Annotated in this window: 18 protein-coding genes, 1 rRNA gene and 1 pseudogene; 9 read left to right on the forward strand and 11 right to left on the reverse strand. The window is 39.0% G+C overall.

What is annotated here, in order from left to right:
- The first annotated feature begins 7 nt into the window (after positions 1-7).
- The 8 genes from rpsI to HMPREF0014_RS18675 all read left to right on the forward strand — a co-directional run bounded on the left by rpsI (position 8) and on the right by HMPREF0014_RS18675 (position 5,059).
- Entirely contained in the window at positions 8-394 is a 387-nt protein-coding gene (rpsI, locus tag HMPREF0014_RS18640; RefSeq protein WP_002048725.1) for a 30S ribosomal protein S9, read from the forward strand.
- Positions 395-564: 170 nt separating this feature from the next.
- The gene (locus HMPREF0014_RS18645) at positions 565-1,218 is read left to right on the forward strand and encodes a glutathione S-transferase N-terminal domain-containing protein (RefSeq protein ID WP_002048702.1); all 654 of its coding nucleotides are present in this window, start codon (positions 565-567) and stop codon (positions 1,216-1,218) included.
- A gap of 6 nt (positions 1,219-1,224) precedes the next feature.
- The gene (locus HMPREF0014_RS18650; protein ID WP_004711892.1) at positions 1,225-1,653 is read left to right on the forward strand and encodes a ClpXP protease specificity-enhancing factor; all 429 of its coding nucleotides are present in this window, start codon (positions 1,225-1,227) and stop codon (positions 1,651-1,653) included.
- A 17-nt stretch (positions 1,654-1,670) separates the two neighbouring features.
- Positions 1,671-2,327, forward strand: a complete 657-nt coding sequence (locus HMPREF0014_RS18655) for a hypothetical protein (protein ID WP_006581621.1) — start codon at positions 1,671-1,673, stop codon at positions 2,325-2,327.
- A 340-nt stretch (positions 2,328-2,667) separates the two neighbouring features.
- On the forward strand, positions 2,668-3,027 hold the full coding sequence (locus HMPREF0014_RS18660; protein ID WP_001096608.1) for a hypothetical protein: 360 nt from the start codon (positions 2,668-2,670) through the stop codon (positions 3,025-3,027).
- A gap of 85 nt (positions 3,028-3,112) precedes the next feature.
- Positions 3,113-4,078, forward strand: coding sequence for a hypothetical protein (locus HMPREF0014_RS18665; protein ID WP_000377059.1), 966 nt, complete (start codon positions 3,113-3,115; stop codon positions 4,076-4,078).
- 8 nt (positions 4,079-4,086) lie between these two features.
- Positions 4,087-4,647, forward strand: coding sequence for an ATP/GTP-binding protein (locus tag HMPREF0014_RS18670; protein WP_006581620.1), 561 nt, complete (start codon positions 4,087-4,089; stop codon positions 4,645-4,647).
- Positions 4,640-5,059, forward strand: coding sequence for a roadblock/LC7 domain-containing protein (locus HMPREF0014_RS18675; protein WP_000949092.1), 420 nt, complete (start codon positions 4,640-4,642; stop codon positions 5,057-5,059). Before HMPREF0014_RS18670 ends, HMPREF0014_RS18675 begins: the two co-directional genes overlap by 8 nt.
- 51 nt (positions 5,060-5,110) lie before the next feature.
- Here HMPREF0014_RS18675 and HMPREF0014_RS18680 read toward each other — a convergent pair whose 3' ends face one another.
- The 6 genes from HMPREF0014_RS18680 to HMPREF0014_RS18705 are packed head-to-tail and all read right to left on the reverse strand — an operon-like array spanning position 5,111 to position 13,482.
- Positions 5,111-7,051, reverse strand: a complete 1,941-nt coding sequence (locus tag HMPREF0014_RS18680) for an acetyl/propionyl/methylcrotonyl-CoA carboxylase subunit alpha (RefSeq protein WP_006581619.1) — start codon at positions 7,049-7,051, stop codon at positions 5,111-5,113.
- Positions 7,052-7,072: 21 nt separating this feature from the next.
- Positions 7,073-7,909, reverse strand: a complete 837-nt coding sequence (locus HMPREF0014_RS18685; protein ID WP_006581618.1) for an enoyl-CoA hydratase-related protein — start codon at positions 7,907-7,909, stop codon at positions 7,073-7,075.
- A 10-nt stretch (positions 7,910-7,919) separates the two neighbouring features.
- Complete coding sequence (locus HMPREF0014_RS18690; RefSeq protein ID WP_006581617.1) at positions 7,920-9,077, reverse strand: acyl-CoA dehydrogenase family protein; 1,158 nt, start codon at positions 9,075-9,077, stop codon at positions 7,920-7,922.
- Positions 9,078-9,119: 42 nt separating this feature from the next.
- Positions 9,120-10,733 (reverse strand): carboxyl transferase domain-containing protein, encoded by a 1,614-nt coding sequence (locus tag HMPREF0014_RS18695; protein WP_006581616.1) that lies wholly within the window; start codon positions 10,731-10,733, stop codon positions 9,120-9,122.
- 11 nt (positions 10,734-10,744) lie between these two features.
- A complete protein-coding gene (locus tag HMPREF0014_RS18700) occupies positions 10,745-11,656 on the reverse strand; it encodes an SDR family oxidoreductase (protein ID WP_020992290.1) in 912 nt (303 codons plus the stop codon).
- A 20-nt stretch (positions 11,657-11,676) separates the two neighbouring features.
- Positions 11,677-13,482, reverse strand: coding sequence for an acyclic terpene utilization AtuA family protein (locus HMPREF0014_RS18705; protein ID WP_020992291.1), 1,806 nt, complete (start codon positions 13,480-13,482; stop codon positions 11,677-11,679).
- Between the two features lie 185 nt (positions 13,483-13,667).
- On the opposite strand from HMPREF0014_RS18705, the gene HMPREF0014_RS18710 reads away from it, so the two are divergent.
- Positions 13,668-14,267, forward strand: a complete 600-nt coding sequence (locus HMPREF0014_RS18710) for a TetR/AcrR family transcriptional regulator (RefSeq protein WP_006581613.1) — start codon at positions 13,668-13,670, stop codon at positions 14,265-14,267.
- A 32-nt stretch (positions 14,268-14,299) separates the two neighbouring features.
- Here the strand turns inward: HMPREF0014_RS18710 and HMPREF0014_RS18715 are convergent, their stop codons facing one another.
- From HMPREF0014_RS18715 to rrf, 5 genes and pseudogenes are all read right to left on the reverse strand, one after another.
- Positions 14,300-15,463 carry an acyl-CoA dehydrogenase family protein gene (locus HMPREF0014_RS18715; RefSeq protein ID WP_020992292.1) on the reverse strand — a complete coding sequence of 388 codons (1,164 nt, stop codon included), beginning with the start codon at positions 15,461-15,463 and terminating at the stop codon, positions 14,300-14,302.
- 136 nt (positions 15,464-15,599) lie between these two features.
- On the reverse strand, positions 15,600-16,163 hold the full coding sequence (locus HMPREF0014_RS18720; RefSeq protein WP_004882875.1) for a DUF4256 domain-containing protein: 564 nt from the start codon (positions 16,161-16,163) through the stop codon (positions 15,600-15,602).
- A 21-nt stretch (positions 16,164-16,184) separates the two neighbouring features.
- Positions 16,185-16,536: pseudogene (locus tag HMPREF0014_RS18725) on the reverse strand (GFA family protein).
- A gap of 118 nt (positions 16,537-16,654) precedes the next feature.
- Positions 16,655-17,050, reverse strand: a complete 396-nt coding sequence (locus tag HMPREF0014_RS18730) for a DUF2007 domain-containing protein (protein WP_025465706.1) — start codon at positions 17,048-17,050, stop codon at positions 16,655-16,657.
- Positions 17,051-17,205: 155 nt separating this feature from the next.
- Positions 17,206-17,320, reverse strand: a 5S ribosomal RNA gene (gene rrf / locus HMPREF0014_RS18735).
- Between the last annotated feature and the right edge of the window lie 528 nt (positions 17,321-17,848).

A 17,848-nucleotide genomic window follows, 5' to 3' on the forward strand; every position in this document is an offset into this window, starting at 1 on the left:
ACAGCACATGGCTACTAATTATGGTACAGGTCGCCGTAAGACCGCAACTGCACGTGTTTTCTTGTCAGCTGGTACAGGTAAACTCGTTATCAACAACCGTACTTTAGAGCAATATTTCGGTCGTGAAACTGCTCGTATGGTTGTTCGTCAACCTTTAGAACTTTTAGAAGTTACTGAAAAGTTTGACCTTTACATCACTGTTAAAGGTGGTGGTATCGGTGGTCAAGCTGGCGCGATCCGTCACGGTATTACTCGTGCGCTTATCGCTGCTGACGAAACTTTAAAACCTGTTCTACGTCAAGCTGGTTTCGTTACTCGTGATGCTCGTGAAGTTGAACGTAAGAAACTTGGTTTACGTAAAGCTCGTAAACGTCCTCAATTCTCTAAACGTTAATTCGTTTACCGAATCGGACAAAAAGCCTTGGTTATCCCAAGGCTTTTTTATTGCTTATTCATTTTAAGCATGAGCGAAACAGATAAATATATGAAACTCTATCTATGGCACCGTGATTTCCACTCATATTTTTAGTATTCTAACCGATTCACACAACCATACCTTGTGATATGTCGGTCGAAAACACTTCAATTCAGGGAATTACCCTTTACAGCCATGCTGATGATTTCCGTTCTCACTGGATCCGTTTTTTATTGGCAGAAAAGCAAATTAAATATCAATTGATCGTAACTGATCATGAAGATGAGGATTTAGCGAGTCTAAACCCTTATAACCAATTACCAATGCTACTTGAGCAAAACCTCAAATTATTTTCCGCTCCAATTATTGCTGAATATCTCGATGACCGATATCGTCAGAGCAAGCTTTACGCTGATGCTCCTATGGCACGTGCAGAACAACGACAATACATTTGGCGCCTTGAAAATGATTGGTTTAAATTGGCCGATCATATGCTCAAACATGCAGATACTTTAAATGTAGAACAAAAGCAAAAAGCGCAAAAAGAATTACGTGATACCTTAATTTCTCTTACTCCCCTATTTCAGCATTTCCCTTATTTTATGTCCGAAAATTTTTCAATTTTGGATTGTATGCTCGCCCCAATTTTTGTGCGGCTTAATAGCATGGGAATTGATTTACCAAAGCAGCAGTGTCGGCCTATATTTTTGTACTGTAAACGTATCTTTAGCCGCCCTTCTTTTGTTAAATCAATGACGCCCCAAGAGAAAACCCGTTACAATGAACAATTAAATATGGAATAGTGTGATATGTCTGAGCAAACTATTGAATTAACCCCTACACGTCCTTATCTTGCTCGCGCAATCTATGAATGGATTTGCGACAATCAACTCACCCCTTATTTACTCGTTGATGCAACACAACCACATACGGATGTACCACAACAATTTGTGAAAGATGGCCAAATTGTTTTAAATATTGTGCCCCATGCTGTACATCAACTGCTTATTAGCAATGATGCCGTAACCTTTTCAGCACGTTTTGGCGGTGTTTCTAAAGATATTTATGTCCCTATCCAAGCTGTTTTGGGTATATATGCACGCGAAAATGGACAAGGTTTATTCTTTGATCCAGAAGAATATGCCAATGTAGCGCCTGTAGAAAATACGCTAGACTCTGAAGCACAAGAAACAAGTGAACCAACCAAGAAAAAGCCAACATTAAGAATTTTAGATTAATTTTAGAGGAATAAAGTATGGCATTTGATTTAGTCCAATACTTTGCTGAGCAAATAAAAATTCAAAAGCCTCAGCTTTTAAATCAATATCCAGCCAATGAGAAAAATAAGCTGATTGATGAAGTGAATGTGCTCACTCTTGGAAAGTTAATTAGCTTATGGCGTCAAGACGACAATAAAATTTATAATGAAATCAAAACAGCCGATCCATTATATATTCAAGAAATAGCGCGTCATTTAACAACTTCTAAGCACAATCAGTCGATTTTAAAAAATGCCGAACTTGAGCAAAGTATTTCAGAAATTTTGACCTTACAGCTAACTGAGCTTAATCAACTTGATGAAACTGGAGGTTTCGGACAGAATGGTTTAAAAGAGCTCATTTTAGGGCAAGTTGAACATTTATCAGGTCAGGCTGATGATTGGGTTTGGTCAACAAACCATCTAACAGAGCTCATTGGTTCTAAACCTGTTGAACAAGAAGAGCTATCATTGGATGCAACAATGAAGGAGTTCAACCAAATGGTTCACCAAGCCCAACCGCATCATGAAGAATTACACATCGAAGAGCAACCTATTGAAACTTTTATTCCGGCATGGTCAAAAGTTATCGCACCTTTTGTTGCTTTAGCTATTTTAGGTTACCTATATTGTATTTATACACATCTTATTTAATTTTATTATAATTATTTAAAAGAGGAACTTATAGTTCCTCTTTTCTATTTAAATAAACATAATTTATCAATAAATATTGTTTTAACATTCTATTACAATTATTAAAATTAATAATAGAAATTATATAATGCAAACATGAGCACAGTATTAAATATTTAATGTAAAAACAATCTTATAATATTTTTTATAAGATGACATTTTTGGTCACTTATTTACTAAAACAACAATTTTGAAATTTATTTGATTTATTGACTTCAACTTGAGTAAAAATATAATGATTTTTAACTACTTTTAAGGAAAAAGTAGTAATTATAACTTTATAATCCTGAGAGATAAAAAAATGGCTAAACTTTCTTTAGATAGCTTAACTGAAATTGATGGTTTTATTGCATCTGCACTTGTTGATTCAGAAAGTGGTTTATCACTTGCTACACAAGGCGGTGGGGATATTGATTTAGAGCTGGCAGCTGCTGGAAACACAGAAGTCATTCGCGCAAAACGAAATGTAGCTAACGCATTAAAATTAAATGACAATATTGAAGATATTTTAATTACATTAGGGAAGGCTTATCACTTAATTCGTCCTTTAGAAAGTAATAATAATTTATTCCTTTATTTAGTACTTGATCGCGCCAAGTCGAATTTAGCCATGGCTCGTCATGAGTTAAAGTCCTTTGAAAAAGAGCTCGATTTTAGTTAATTAATTTAAGCTGTGCTCTTTATACTTAATATAAAGAGCACATATAACATTACAATATTACTTAATAAAAATTTAAAATGATACTATGGATAGCCATTGCATAAATATTGCAGTTTCTGGTTTAAGCTTAAAAGTTTCAGACGAATTAAAAATCTTAATCCGTGATTTGATATCTAATCAATATGGAATTAACTGGGTTAACATTTCTAGTAATCAGATTGATTTATTAATTATTAATGAAAACTTTTTTGATGCAGACAATATTCAAAATATTCTTAATAAGAAAAAATTTCCTTATTTAAAAATTACAAAAACACCTTTAGAAAATGGAGGCACTATACACGAACATACCTTACACTACCCTTTAGAAAAAACAGAACATCTCCGTTCATGGTTACAAGCAAATGTATTATCTCTTTTAAAACATACTGATGTTCGTTCCAACTCAACTTTATTAAATGAAATATCTATCATAGATGAGCAATTTATAAAAAATTTGCATAGCTCTGAAAATATTAAATTACATTTATTTGATGACAAGGGTACCTTGGCAATTATTGATAATAGAACTCAAATTGCTTGGTTAGAACCTTCTCGTCAAAAAACACAGACCAATATGAGTTTTAACTTTACCTTTGCAAAAACATCAGACTTTACTAAGGTTTCTCGTAAAAAGGATTATTACTTACAGGATTGGTTGTGGAATTTAATTTGGTGTTCAAAAGAATTTGAGAATTTAGCGTCAGCTGATGGTTACTTTAAAATTAATCATTGGCCACAACCCTATCAAAAAGAATATAGAAAAGTAAGCCTACAGCTCTCTGCCTGTTTTATTCAGGGAGCAAAAGTCACTGAAGTAGCTAAACAACTCAACCAACCTATCGATGTTGTTCTACGTTTTATTACAGCATGTTTAATGGCAAATAATGGGCAATATGTTTCCGCGAATAAGTGTTTTTACACGCCACAGACTCATTCAGAAAACTTAAATACAGAAAGTCATTTTTTAAAAAATTTTATAGGGAAAATTCGACGCCGTTTTGGCTTTTAAGGAACACTATGATTATTCAACAATATAAAATTGTCTTCGCAGGCAGTATGGGGGCTGGTAAAACAGAAGCGATCAAATCGCTATCTGAAATTCCAATTTTAGAAACAGAAGCATTTAATACTGATGTACAAAGTCACCAAAAATCACAAACAACTGTTGGGATTGATTACGGCGAAATTACTTTAGATGATGGTATTAAAATCGGGCTATATGGAACCCCTGGACAAAGCCGTTTTGATTTTATCTGGTCAGTTATTTGTAAAGGTGCGATTGGTATTATTCTTCTGTTAGATCACAATAGCTCTACTCCAATTGCTGAACTAGAAAGTTACTTGGAATCCTTTAAAAATTATAATGATAATATTGCGATTGGTATTACGCATATTGATGAAAATAAAGAATCTTCACTCCAACAGTATCGAAACTGGTTAGCAGAAAACGAACTTCAATATCCATTATTTTTTATTGATGCAAGAGAACAAGAGCAAATTTTAATGATGGTTGAATCATTAATTGCATCACTTGAAGTTAAGGTAGGCGCAACATCTCAAGGGAAAGATCATGCTTAGTATTCCAGTTCAAAAACGAACCGCTCCAACACAATTGCTACAACTTGCAAAAAGTGAAGCCCAAAAAATTCTTATGAATACACGTGGTGTAGACTTTGTCATGATTTGTTCTTCAGATGGGTTTGAATTGGCAACAGTGAGCCACAAGAACTACCCTAATACCACCAAATTAGCAGCGGTGAGTAGCTCAATTTTGGCCATGGTCAGTGCATTTTTAAAAGAGATTCAACTGACTGGCTGTAATAACATCACATTAGATGCAGACAATGGCAAAGCCATTTTAACAGCTATTCCTGCTCTCCATCATCCGATGGTTATGGTTACCCTAAGTAATAGAGATGTACTTTTAGGGCAGCTGCTTTATAGCCTAAAAAAAGCAAGCCAAGTGATTGCAGAGGCAGATGGAGAATAACTCTTAAACTGCTATAAAAAAATACCGCCCAATAAGAGCGGTATTTTTCAATTAAGTATGAAGAGTAAATAGCATTTGCCGTTTTTTTACTTGTTGACCCTGTTGCCCTAACACATCTTCAACTACACCATCTACATCAGCTTTAATCTGCTGCTGAATTTTCATGGCTTCGAGAATCAATAATGTTTGGCCCTTCACTACTTGATCGCCTTTATTCACCAGAATATTAACCACAGCACCATCCATTGGTGCACGAATTTTGCCATCTCCGGCAACATCAGCAGCTTCTGGCGCAGCATAGGTCACATTGCGTATCACAATATTACCGTAATCTCGGTCTAGATAAAGTTGATCACTATCTAATACATATTGAACACGGCGACGAACATCATCAATTAAATAAACTAGTTGCTCTGACGTTCTCTCAAGCACATCAATACAAACTGATTGATCACAGAACTGTACCGTAAATGTATTATTGACAGATGAAACCTGCAATTGAATTTGCTGATCGGCAATTTGTAATTTTAACGGTAATGGCACACCAAGCCCGGTTTGCCACACCGCAGTAACTTTATTTTGGCTAAATAATGCCGCAGCAATCGCTAAAGTTTCTAAAGATAAAACTTGATGATGTAAGCTCGGATCATTTTGGAAATGCTGTTGGATGAATGCAGTATTGGTATCCCCTGTAACAACAACTGGATGGCGCAGTAAATTGACCAAGAACTGTTTATTACTATTTACTCCAAGTAAAACACTATCATCGACTGCACGAGCCAGTAAGCGAATCGCATCCTGACGGGTTTTACCGTATGCAATCACCTTTGCTACCATCGGATCGTAAAATGGGCTGACTTCATCAGTTGCCAACATGCCATGATCGATTCGCACATTTGGCAAAGTTGCAGGCTTCCAGCGTAAAACCTTTCCTGTTTGTGGTAAGAAATCCTGACGTGGGTCTTCTGCATACAAGCGCACTTCGATCGCATGTCCATTTAAGGTCAATTCCTGTTGCTTTAAAGGTAAATGCTCACCATTCGCCACACGTAACTGCCATTCAACCAAGTCCAATCCTGTAATAAGCTCAGTGACCGGATGCTCTACCTGCAAGCGGGTATTCATTTCCAAAAAGTAAAATGCACCCGATGCATCAAGCAAAAACTCAACTGTCCCAGCACCGACATAGGCACATGCTCTTGCCGCTGCTACAGCTGCCTCACCCATTTGCTGACGTAGTTCAGGCGTCATGACTGGACACGGCGCCTCTTCAACTACTTTTTGATGGCGACGTTGGATCGAACAATCACGCTCAAACAAATACACATAATTGCCGTGAGTATCACCAAAAACCTGAATTTCGACATGACGCGGAGCAATAACTGCTTTTTCTAAAATAAGCTCCCCCGAACCAAAAGCATTTTCAGCTTCTGAACGCGCAGTTTGCAATACCTCAACCAATTCAGATGCTTGCTGTACCAAACGCATGCCACGACCGCCGCCACCCGCAGAAGCTTTGACCATAATTGGAAAGCCAATCTGCTCGGCTTGAGCTGCTAAATATTCGAGATCTTGGCAGTCACCTTCATAACCCGGCACACAAGGGACGCCCGCCTCAATCATGGCAATTTTTGAAAGGCGTTTACTGCCCATTAACTCAATTGCAGAAGCGGTAGGTCCAATAAATGTAATCTGGTTGTCGATACATGCCTGAGCAAAATCAGTATTTTCTGACAAAAAACCATAACCGGGATGAACAGCATCTGCCCCTGTTTTTTTGCAGGCTTCGATAATTTTAGCAATGGAAAGATAAGACTCCGATACTTTAGATGCCCCAATGTAAACAGCTTCATCTGCTTCTTGCACATGACGGGCATTACGGTCTGCATCGGAATAAACTGCGACAGTTTGGTAACCCATTGCCTTGGCTGTTTGCATAACTCGAACTGCAATTTCACCACGATTGGCAACCAGTATTTTTGAAAATTTCATTATTTTTTTTATCCTTATCTTTTATGACTCATCGGCCCAATTTGGTAACCTTTTCTGGATAAAAGCCATCGTTCCTTCTTGACCTTCAGCTCCACCAACCGCTTGGGCAAACTGCTGAGCTGCATCATTGAGCAATTTATTTAAAGGCTCATTGAGTGTTCGATGTAACAATGCTTTGGTCACACGCGAAGCTTGAGGAGCTGCTCGTTTAATGTGTTGAATGGTTTCCTCTAAAGCTTGTTCAAGTTCAATTTCATTATGTGCAATTTGATGAACCACACCGACACTCAGTGCCGTATGCCCTTCAAAGCGCATACCTAATAAAGCTAATCGGCGTGCTTGAGTCAGGCCAATACGTTTCACCACAAAAGGAGCAATTTGAGCAGGAATCACACCAAGCCGAGTTTCAGGTAAACCAAACTGCGCATTGTCACGGCTAATGGCAACATCAGAAACACATGCCAGCCCAAAACCTCCACCTAACACCGCACCTTCTAAAATGACCACAACAGTTTGCGGTGCAGCTTCAACTTGCTCAAGCATGGCACCAAAACGGCGGTTAAAGTCAGCATAAGGTTGTAGACTACCGACATGAGTTGCTTCAACTCGTAAGGCAGCCATGTCTTTAATATCCCCACCTGCACAAAAAGTCCCGCCCTCACCACGGATGATGACCGCGCGAATTAAAAGGTCATCGCGAATGGCAGCAAAAACTTGCTGAATTGCATTGACCATATTCAAGTTCATGGCATTACGGCTCTCCGGTCGGTTTAACCAAAGATATAAAATACTGCCGTCTTGTTCTAATTGAATACTGTCATCAATATCTATAGCTTGTAGAGATGCTGAAAGTGTCATGGCTGATTCCTTATTTTTGTTTTTTTGGCAAGATATCCATAAGTTTGCATATAATCCCCAACATAATCTCATCTGCCCCACCGCCAATAGAGCCTAAACGACCATCACGATACAACTGTGATGCAGGGTTATCCCACATAAAGCCGTTACCACCCCAGTATTGCAGACAGCTATCAGCAACTTCACGAGTTAAACGTCCAGCTTTGAGTTTTGCCATAGATGCCAGCTTGGTCACATCTTCACCTGCAATATGCTGTTCACACGCTTGGTAGGTTAATGCTTTAAGTGCTTCTATTTCAGTCATGAGTTCAGCAAAGCGGAAGTGAATATATTGGTTATTAATAAGTGGCTGACCAAACGTCGTACGCTCTTTGGTATAGGCGATAGTCTTTTGGATTAAATTTTCCAAACCACCAATAGCATTAGCACAAGCCCATAGACGCTCTTCCTGAAATTGCATCATTTGCATCATGAAGCCCATGCCTTCGACACCCACTAAGTTACGCTGTGGTACACGTACATTGTCCAAATAAACTTGTGCTGTGGTCGTTGAACGCATACCTAATTTATTTAACGGCTCTGAAAAACTAATCCCTTTAGTTTTTGCCGGCACAATAATCATCGACTTGTTGACGTGTGGTTTATCGTCAGATGTATTGGCTAAAAGACAAAAGAAATCGGCTTGCAATGAGTTAGTAATCCACATTTTGCTGCCGTTAATGACATAGTCATCGCCATCTTTTTTTGCTGTTGTTTTAATAGCAGCAACATCCGAACCGGCATGCACTTCCGATACTGCAATCGATGCCACATATTCCCCAGCAATGGCTGGTGTTAAAAACTCATCACGTAACTCTTTACTACCAAAACGTGCCAAAGCAGGTGTAGCCATATCGGTTTGCACACCAATCGCCAAAGGTACCCCGCCACAAGCGGCATATCCAATTTCTTCAGCAACCACAAGGTTATAAGAATAATCTAACGCTAAACCGCCATTTTCCTCAGGCTTACAAATTCCCAATAAACCAAGATCACCCATTTTTTTAAATACGTCATGGATTGGGAAACGTCCCTCAGTTTCCCATTTCGGAATATGTGGATTCAGCTCATTTTGAACAAATTGGCGAGCTGTGCGGCGTAATGCTTCATGTTCGTCAGTAAATTTCATGGTGTTATTCCTATTAATTTTTTTAATTGCGGTAAAGGTTGATTAAAAACGGGACACACCAAAACGAGTTGGATTTAGCTCTCGTTGCTGTGCTTCATAAATGGTTTGTAAAAGGAAAATTAATAATTTTCGGGTATCTCTCGGGTCAATAATGCCATCGTCATGAAGCATAGCTGTATTGAAAAGCGCGGTAGATTGCTGCTCTAATTTCATGGCCGTACTTTGCTCAAGAAAATCGAGCATTTGCGGATTCGGTTCCTGACCAGACGCCTTTTGCTTTCCTTCTGCCACAATACGTAATACTTTTCCGGCCTGTGCAGAACCCATTACAGCAACATGCGAATTTGGCCAAGCAAAAATAAAATCTGGCGATAAACTCCGACCACACATTGCGTAGTTACCAGCACCATATGACCCTGCCACAACGATTGAAATTTTAGGTACAGTACAATTGGCAACAGCTTGAATCAGTTTTGAGCCATGCTTAATAATGCCATTTTGCTCGGCATCGGTTCCCACCATAAAGCCAGTAGTGTTATGTAAGAACAATAACGGGTGGTTAGTCTGTTCACATAAGTGAATAAACTGAGCTGCTTTTGCTGCCCCTTGAGGGGTAATCGGACCATTATTGGTAATAATACCGATATGCAAGCCTCCAATTTTTGCCCAGCCACACACCGTTAAATCGTCATATTCTTGCTTAAATTCTAGAAAATCTGAATCGTCAATAATGCGTGCAACCACTTCTTTCATATCAAATGGTTGTTTAGGATCACTTGGGATAACACCCAATAGTTCCTCGGTATCGTAACGAGGCTCTTTATAAGTCACATCAACTGGTTTGATTTGCTCTTTCCAGTTCAGGTGTTCAAAAATTTCACGTGCAAGCCGAATCCCATCGGCATCATTTTCTGCTAAGTATTCTGCTGTTCCGGCAACCTGCGCATGCATTTCCGCTCCACCCAATTCCTCCGCTGTAGCGACTTCACCAGTTGCTGCTAAAAGTAAAGGTGGGCCTGCAAGTAACATTTCGGTTTGTTTGCGTACTACAATGACATAATCCGAAAGACCTGGTTGATAAGCTCCTCCTGCCGTTGCATTCCCATGTACCACTGCAAGCTGTGGAATACCTGCTGCAGAAAGACGTGCCTGATTGGCAAAAGTCATACCACCGTAGGTAAATACTTCAGCTGCATAATTTAAGTTAGCACCACCACTTTCAGTCAGCGTAATCAGCGGGAGTTTTTGTTCTAAGGCAATTTTTTGTAAACGCAAAGTTTTCTGTACGCCCATAGGAGACATAGTCCCACCCTTAATTGCACTATTACTTGCAGAGACCAGACAACGCACACCACTGACGAAACCAATGCCAGCAATTACACCACCACCAGCTTCGGAGCCATCTTTGTCATCATGCATGTTGTAGCCAACCAAGCCACAAAGCTCGACAAAAGGCGAATCGGCATCGAGCAATAACCGTACACGCTCATGCGGCAGAATCTTGCCCTTTTTATCGAATTTCGGTTTAGCAGCATACGATTTATCAATGCTTTTTTGCTGAATTGCACGGACTTCACTCAGCTGAGCAAGTAGTGCCTCTTTATTTTTTTGATACTGTTCACTACCAACAGCAATTTCAGATTGGAGAATGGTCATTTTTTTATTCCTCACTCCAAACCTAAACTATTGTTTTGTTCGGCTTTCTCAATCTTATCTTTTTTAAAAATTTCAGGAATAAACGCGCGATGGAAACCATTATAAGACTGACTATTTGTCGCTTCGGCTAGTGGATACATGCGTGTCCCTTGCGATGCAGCGCCATCAATACGCAAAGTTACACCTGACACAAAAGCCGCAGCATCTGACAGTAAATAACAAATCGCCGATGAAACTTCTGATTCAGTTCCCATACGTTTTAGCGGTACATTGCCAGCAAGACTTGGAATAATCACTTTGGCAAAATCACCGCTATAATTATCCATACCGGATGACACAATCCAACCCGGTGCAACTGCATTTACACGAACACCAGATTTCCCCCACTCAACCGATGCCGTTTTAGTTAAGTTATCAACCCCTGAACGCGCAGCACCAGAATGTCCCATTCCCGGCATGCCACCCCACATATCAGCAGTCATGTTGACAATACTGCCACCATGTTTTGCCATCCATTGGTTATAAGCTTCACGCATTAGGTAAAAAGTTGCGTGTAAATTATTACGCACGACTGCATCGAAACCATTCGCCGAAATATTCTCTAAAGCTGACGGGAACTGGCCACCCGCATTATTTACCAAACCATCGAGTTTGCCGAATTTCTCAATCACTTCAGCAATCATATTTTTCACTTGTTCTTCTTCACGGTTATCACAAACAATAAAATGAACCCGACCACCATCTTCTATAATTTCTTGGCTTACTTTCTCTAATTTCTCAATTTTTCGTCCTGTAATCACCACTTGAGCGCCGAGAGCCGCAAGCTCATGTGCAGTACAGCGTCCAATTCCTGAGCCCCCACCTGTCACAATAATGACTTTATTGGCGAAAGCATCTGGTCTAAAAATTGATTGATAACTCATCTTTGTTTCATCCATTCATTTTATTTTTCTAAAAGATGTGCCGGAACTTTAACAGGCATATCCAATAACTGTTGGGCAAAGGCTTTACCTTGCGGATCAATACGCAAGCTTGCAACACCACCACCACCTAAGGCATTCTCCAACATAAAATTCAGTGCATTTAAACTCGGTAACTCATAACGAATTACTCGCCCTTTCTCAGCATCCAAAACATGTTGCATATAGCTTGCAACAGTCTGTTCAGTTAGTGCTGCACGAATCCATGGTAAATAATCTGCTTTACGTGCAATCACACCAATATTGCTATGATTACCCTTATCACCACTGCGGGCATGCGCAATTTCAACCAAAGGAACTTCAATTTCATCTCCTTGATAAATTGCATTTTCACCTGCCTTTAAAGTAGGCAATTGCTCTGTAAAAACTCCTTGTGGAATCTCAACTGGGTAGCGTTTTCCTTCAAAATCGATTTCGACACTTACCTGATTTTTATCTATTAAAAATGAAAATAACTTAATCACTGGAGATGCTTTTGGTCGGCCTCCAACAATTCCTGCCAAGGCTGGAGCCATACCTGTAGAGGCCTGAGCAATTTCAGATGCAAAGAACATACATGCTTCTTTAAACATGTGTTTTACAGCTATTTTGACCACTACTTCACGACTATTTAATGTTTGGGCATGTTCGCCATAAGTACTTTCAATACCTAAAATTTCAACAGACTTTTCACTAAATGGCGGCACTGAGCGCATTGCTAAAACACGTTCGCATTTAGATAGAATCGCATCAGCAATAACTTGTGCTTTTTGTGGTGCCTCACGACCTGCAATTAAGAAACTCACTAAAACCCGATAACCATCAGGATAGGTCGCGCTGACTTTATATTGTGTAGTCGGAGCTTGTCCTTTTGCGCCCGTTACACGAACCCGATGCTCCCCAACTTGCTCTAAATGCACGTGGCTGAAATCAGCAATTACATCAGGTAGTAAATATGCTTGAGGATTACCTATTTCATAAACAATTTGCTCTGCAACTGTAGCAGTAGAAACCAGACCACCTGTACCTTGAGGCTTAGTTACAATAAATGAGCCATCCTCACTCACTTCAACCACTGGAAACCCCATGTTGTCGAAGCCCTGCACCAATTGCCAATCGGTAAAGTTACCACCCGTACATTGGGCACCACATTCAATGACATGACCTGCTAATGAACCTTGCGCCAATTTGTCATAATCATCGAGCGACCACTGATATTCATGAAGCAAGGGTGCAAGCACCACAGCAGAGTCAACCACCCGACCCGTAATCACAATATCGGCACCTAAGTCTAAGGCGTCACGAATAGCAACCGCGCCTAAATAAGCATTACTGCTCGCTACCTGTTCAGGCAAAGCTTCTCCGCTAAACATTTCTTGAATATTCTGTGATTTTAACTGCTCATGTTTTGGCAAAAGATCATCACCTAACACCACAGCCACTTTCAGATCTAGACCATACTCTTTAATAATTTTTTGTAAGGCATCCCGACAAGCTAATGGATTAACACCACCGGCATTACTAATCACTTTAATCTTTTTTTCAGCAATTTTTTTCAGCAAAGGTGCCATGACTCGGCTGACAAAGTCTAAAGCGTAACCATGTTTCGGTTCTACCATCTTCGCTTTTGCCATAATCGACATGGTAATCTCAGACAAATAATCAAAAACCAAATAATTAATATCGGTCAAATGCACTAACTGAAAAGCGGCAGTATTGGTATCTCCCCAAAACCCAGAGGCACAACCTATTTTTACAACTCGATGATCATCCTGCTGATTATTTGCCATTCTATTTCTCATTATTTTGTCTAAAAATCAGCCTCAACATTACCAAGCAAGCGCTTGGTTTGTAAAGCGCAAAATGTTATTGTGATGTTGACCAAATCTTCCAAATTCAGAAAACAATCTGAAATGTGATGAAATTTAGAGAAATTTCCGTTATGGATATTTAGATAAGGGAACAAACTGAACACATGATTGCCACTTCAATTGAACAAATTCCAAATATTTCTTGCTTTGACGATAGCCCGCGTGGTCGTTTATTACGGGGGGCTGCCTATTTATTTCACAAGCAAGGCTATGACAAAACGACTGTACGTGAACTTGCTCAATTTATTGGAATTCAATCGGGAAGTTTATTTCATCACTTTAAAAGTAAAGATGACATCCTCGCTCATGTAATGGAGGAAACCATTATTTACAATCTTGCTCGTTTAGAAGAGGCAGCACATCAATCTACTGATCCAGAACAACAATTACGAGCCCTTATTAAAGCTGAGCTTATTTCAATTACTGGCGATACAGGTGCAGCCATGGCTGTGTTGGTTTATGAATGGTTTGCTCTGTCAAAAGAAAAGCAAAATTACCTGTTAAAAATGCGTAATGAATATGAGCAAATCTGGCTCGACATCATTGAAAATTTACGCACACAAGGCAAGGTAAAACATGATGCCTTTATTTGGCGAAGATTAATTGGTGGTGCAATATCATGGACTGTAACTTGGTATAAGTCTGAAGGCAAAGTCAAAATTGATGAGTTAACTGAAATGGTCTTGGAGATGGCTTTGAAATGAAAAAGGGTGGCTCAACGACCACCTTGTAAGAATTAATAACCCAGCTGTTTGCTAATTAAATCTTTCATAATTTCTTCAGCACCACCACCAATCATATTGACCTTCACTTCACGGTAAATACGTTCCGACTTGGTACCACGCATAAAGCCCATACCACCTAACGTTTGTACAGCAGCATCAGCACAAAATTGCATAGTACGAGTCGCAACATTTTTAAGCATTGAAATTTGCGCTACCAACTCAGGCCCTTGTAGTTTTGGCTGAGTCATTTTCCATGCAGTTTCTTCAAGTAATGCCCTCGTTGAAGTCAGTTGGGTTGCCATATCTACCAGTTTATGGCGTACTACTTGATGATCTATTAATCGCTTACCAAAAGTTTTACGTTGCTGCGCCCATTCTAAAGCTTCTTCGTAACAGACCAATGCATAGCCATAAGCCACTACTCCCAAGAAGAAACGCTCCATATTAAAGTTATTCATAATAACTTTAAAACCGGCATTTTCTTTGCCAAGTAGATTTGATGCAGGTACTCGTACTTGATCAAAATGCAAATGTGCCGTATCTGATGCCCACCATCCCATTTTCTTCAAAGGTGTTTTAGTAATACCTTCACTATGTGCATCAATGAGTAACATTGAAATGCCTTCTGCACCCGTTTTTGTCGGATCAGTACGCACTGCAACTGTATAATAGTCTGCACGAATTCCCGAAGTAATAAAGGTCTTCTCACCTGAGACAATATAATAATCCCCTTCCCGAACAGCTTTAGTTTGTAACGCTGCCACATCAGACCCCCCACTTGGTTCTGTAATTGCTAAAGCAGAAATTTTTTCACCGGAAATAATCTCTGGGAGGACTCTAGCCTTTAATTCCTCACTTCCAAAATGTTGAATTGGAGGGGCACCAATTGTATGCACCATGAGTGAAGTATGTACTCCGCCAGAACCCGCCTTTGCCATTTCAATACCAGCGAGTAATGAATAGAATGGATCTGCATCTGGAATACCACCATATTCTTCAGAAAAACCTAGACCCAATAGGCCAATTTCAGCAGCCTTTTTATAAAGCTCTCTAGGAAATGTCTCGGCCTCATCCCACTCATTAACAAAAGGTGCCATTTCTTTTTGCACAAATCGACGAACATTGTCAGCAAAAGCAATGTGTTGTTCATTATAGTAAATTGGGTTGAGTTGCATATTTAGAAATGTCCTGAAGTTTTTATTTAATTCCTGAACATATCTTGTCATGTTTACTGTTAATCAAAAGTTGCAAGAATCTTCAATTTCTTGGCATAAAACATCAAATAGAATTATTTTTATTTAAGTACAACACCTATATTCTTAAACAACAACGAAAACCACGTACAGCATAATAAGACTGTGCTCCATTATGATAAATGAAGACTCGGCCATAACGACGATCAGCAAAAAGTGCTCCACCCAATTTACGAATCTCGACTGGGGTTGCAAGCCAACTCGATGTTTTAAGATCAAACTCTTCAATTTGCTGTAACTGACGATATTGCTCTTCTGTTAAAAGCTCAACTCCCATTTCATTAGCAAGATCTATTGCACTGTTTTTAGGAGGATGATCTTTTCTAGATTCTAAAGCCTCACGATCATAGCAAAGGCTTCTACGGCCTTTTGGGGTTTCAGGAGAACAATCTACAAATAAATACTGATCTTTCTGCTGGTCAAAAACAATAACATCAGGCTCTCCTCCAGTATTTTCCATTTCTTGCAATGCCCATAGTTTGTCTGGAGATTTTATTAATTTATCCCGTACATTCGACCAATCGACTTCTTTATGACGATGTGTGTTCTTTTCAAATCTCGCCTTTAACAGTTCAAGCAGTAAATCTAATTGTGTTGAAGTTAACTGTTTTTTAGTGTTCATTGGATAAACCCCTAATAGCGATTAAACTGAACGCCCATCAAAATAATTTATTTTTATCTTATCTAAGTCAATACCATCTATACATCGTACATTAATCGCAAAGATTGAATTACCTTGATTTATCTATACCTTGGGCATATGGATGAATACCACAATTTTTACAGAAATGATGGTTAATCACATGTTTATTAAAAGTATAGTTCGCCAAATTATCAGGAGTGTCCAAAGTAACTTTAACTTGATTAGTCGGTAGAAACCAAAGTAAAGATCCTTTCTTTTGGCAAATGGAACAATTGCAAGATAAAACTTCTGTTAGCTCACCTTCTACGACAAACTTCACCTGTCCACAATGACAACTTCCTTTATATTCCATAACATTCTTCCTTTTATAATTTTTTAATACCCTCTATTGTAGATCATTTTTTAATCTTATTTTAGATTTGGGCCTTCTCTTTATAAAAACTTTAATAAATTAAGATAATAGATAATTATTAATTCCAAAAATATTGGCATTGTTTACATCTATTACCATTTTTAAAAGAAAATAAAGGTAAACCTAAGAACATGAGTGCCATAAAGGCTGATTTTTTTCTTTTTGTGTAAGGTTCAATATCATAACTTCCGCAGTTAGGACATCGTTCTTTATTTTTTCCAAACTCTTGCTCTAAGTCTTCACTAAAATCTTTTTCAAGAAGTGCTTTCGCATCATTGAGGTCTTTTTCTAGTACTAATAATCGGACTCCACCCAATGCATTTGAATAAAACCAGTCCATGTTAATTGTATGTTCATTTTCAATACGAACGCGAATTCCAAAAGCCTCTAATTGAGTCTTTGCAATTTGTGCCTCATAAGGAAATGAAAAAGTTTTAACTAAAATCCATTGCATATACATATTAAATTTCTAATTAGGTGAATAATTTTAGATTAGCTCTATTTTTTTATAAATTGAATTAAATTTAATATCTAAAGCATTGGACATAAAATTCCTGCGCAATAAAAAACACCCCGACCTCTTTTGAGATTGGGGTGTTTAGAATAATGAGCTGGCGATGACTTACTCTCACATGGGTAACCCCACACTACCATCAGCGCTAAGAGGTTTCACTTCTGAGTTCGGGAAGGGATCAGGTGGTTCACTCTTGCTATGGTCGCCAGCACAACTGTTTATGGATACTTGCTTTGGTCTTATTGACTGCCGAAGCGTTTTCCAAATCTTTACAGACTGGGCTGATTGAATCTGACTGTGTTCATTTTATCTAGTGGAATAACTAAATCAAGTTGCTTTGTAGATTTATGAATCGATTGATGCTTTATATACAACTGCTTGGGTGTTGTATAGTCAAGCCTCACGAGCAATTAGTATTGGTCAGCTTCACATATCACTATGCTTCCACATCCAACCTATCAACGTCCTAGTCTCGAACGGCTCTTTAGAGGAATAAATTCCTAGGGAAATCTTATCTTGAGGTAGGCTTCCCGCTTAGATGCTTTCAGCGGTTATCCCTTCCGAACATAGCTACCCGGCGATGCGACTGGCGTCACAACCGGTACACCAGAGGTTCGTCCACTCTGGTCCTCTCGTACTAGGAGCAGATCCTCTCAAATTTCCAGCGCCCACGGTAGATAGGGACCGAACTGTCTCACGACGTTCTAAACCCAGCTCGCGTACCTCTTTAAATGGCGA

It is taken from the genome of Acinetobacter sp. RUH 2624 (genome assembly GCF_000162375.2).
GTDB lineage: Bacteria > Pseudomonadota > Gammaproteobacteria > Pseudomonadales > Moraxellaceae > Acinetobacter > Acinetobacter nosocomialis.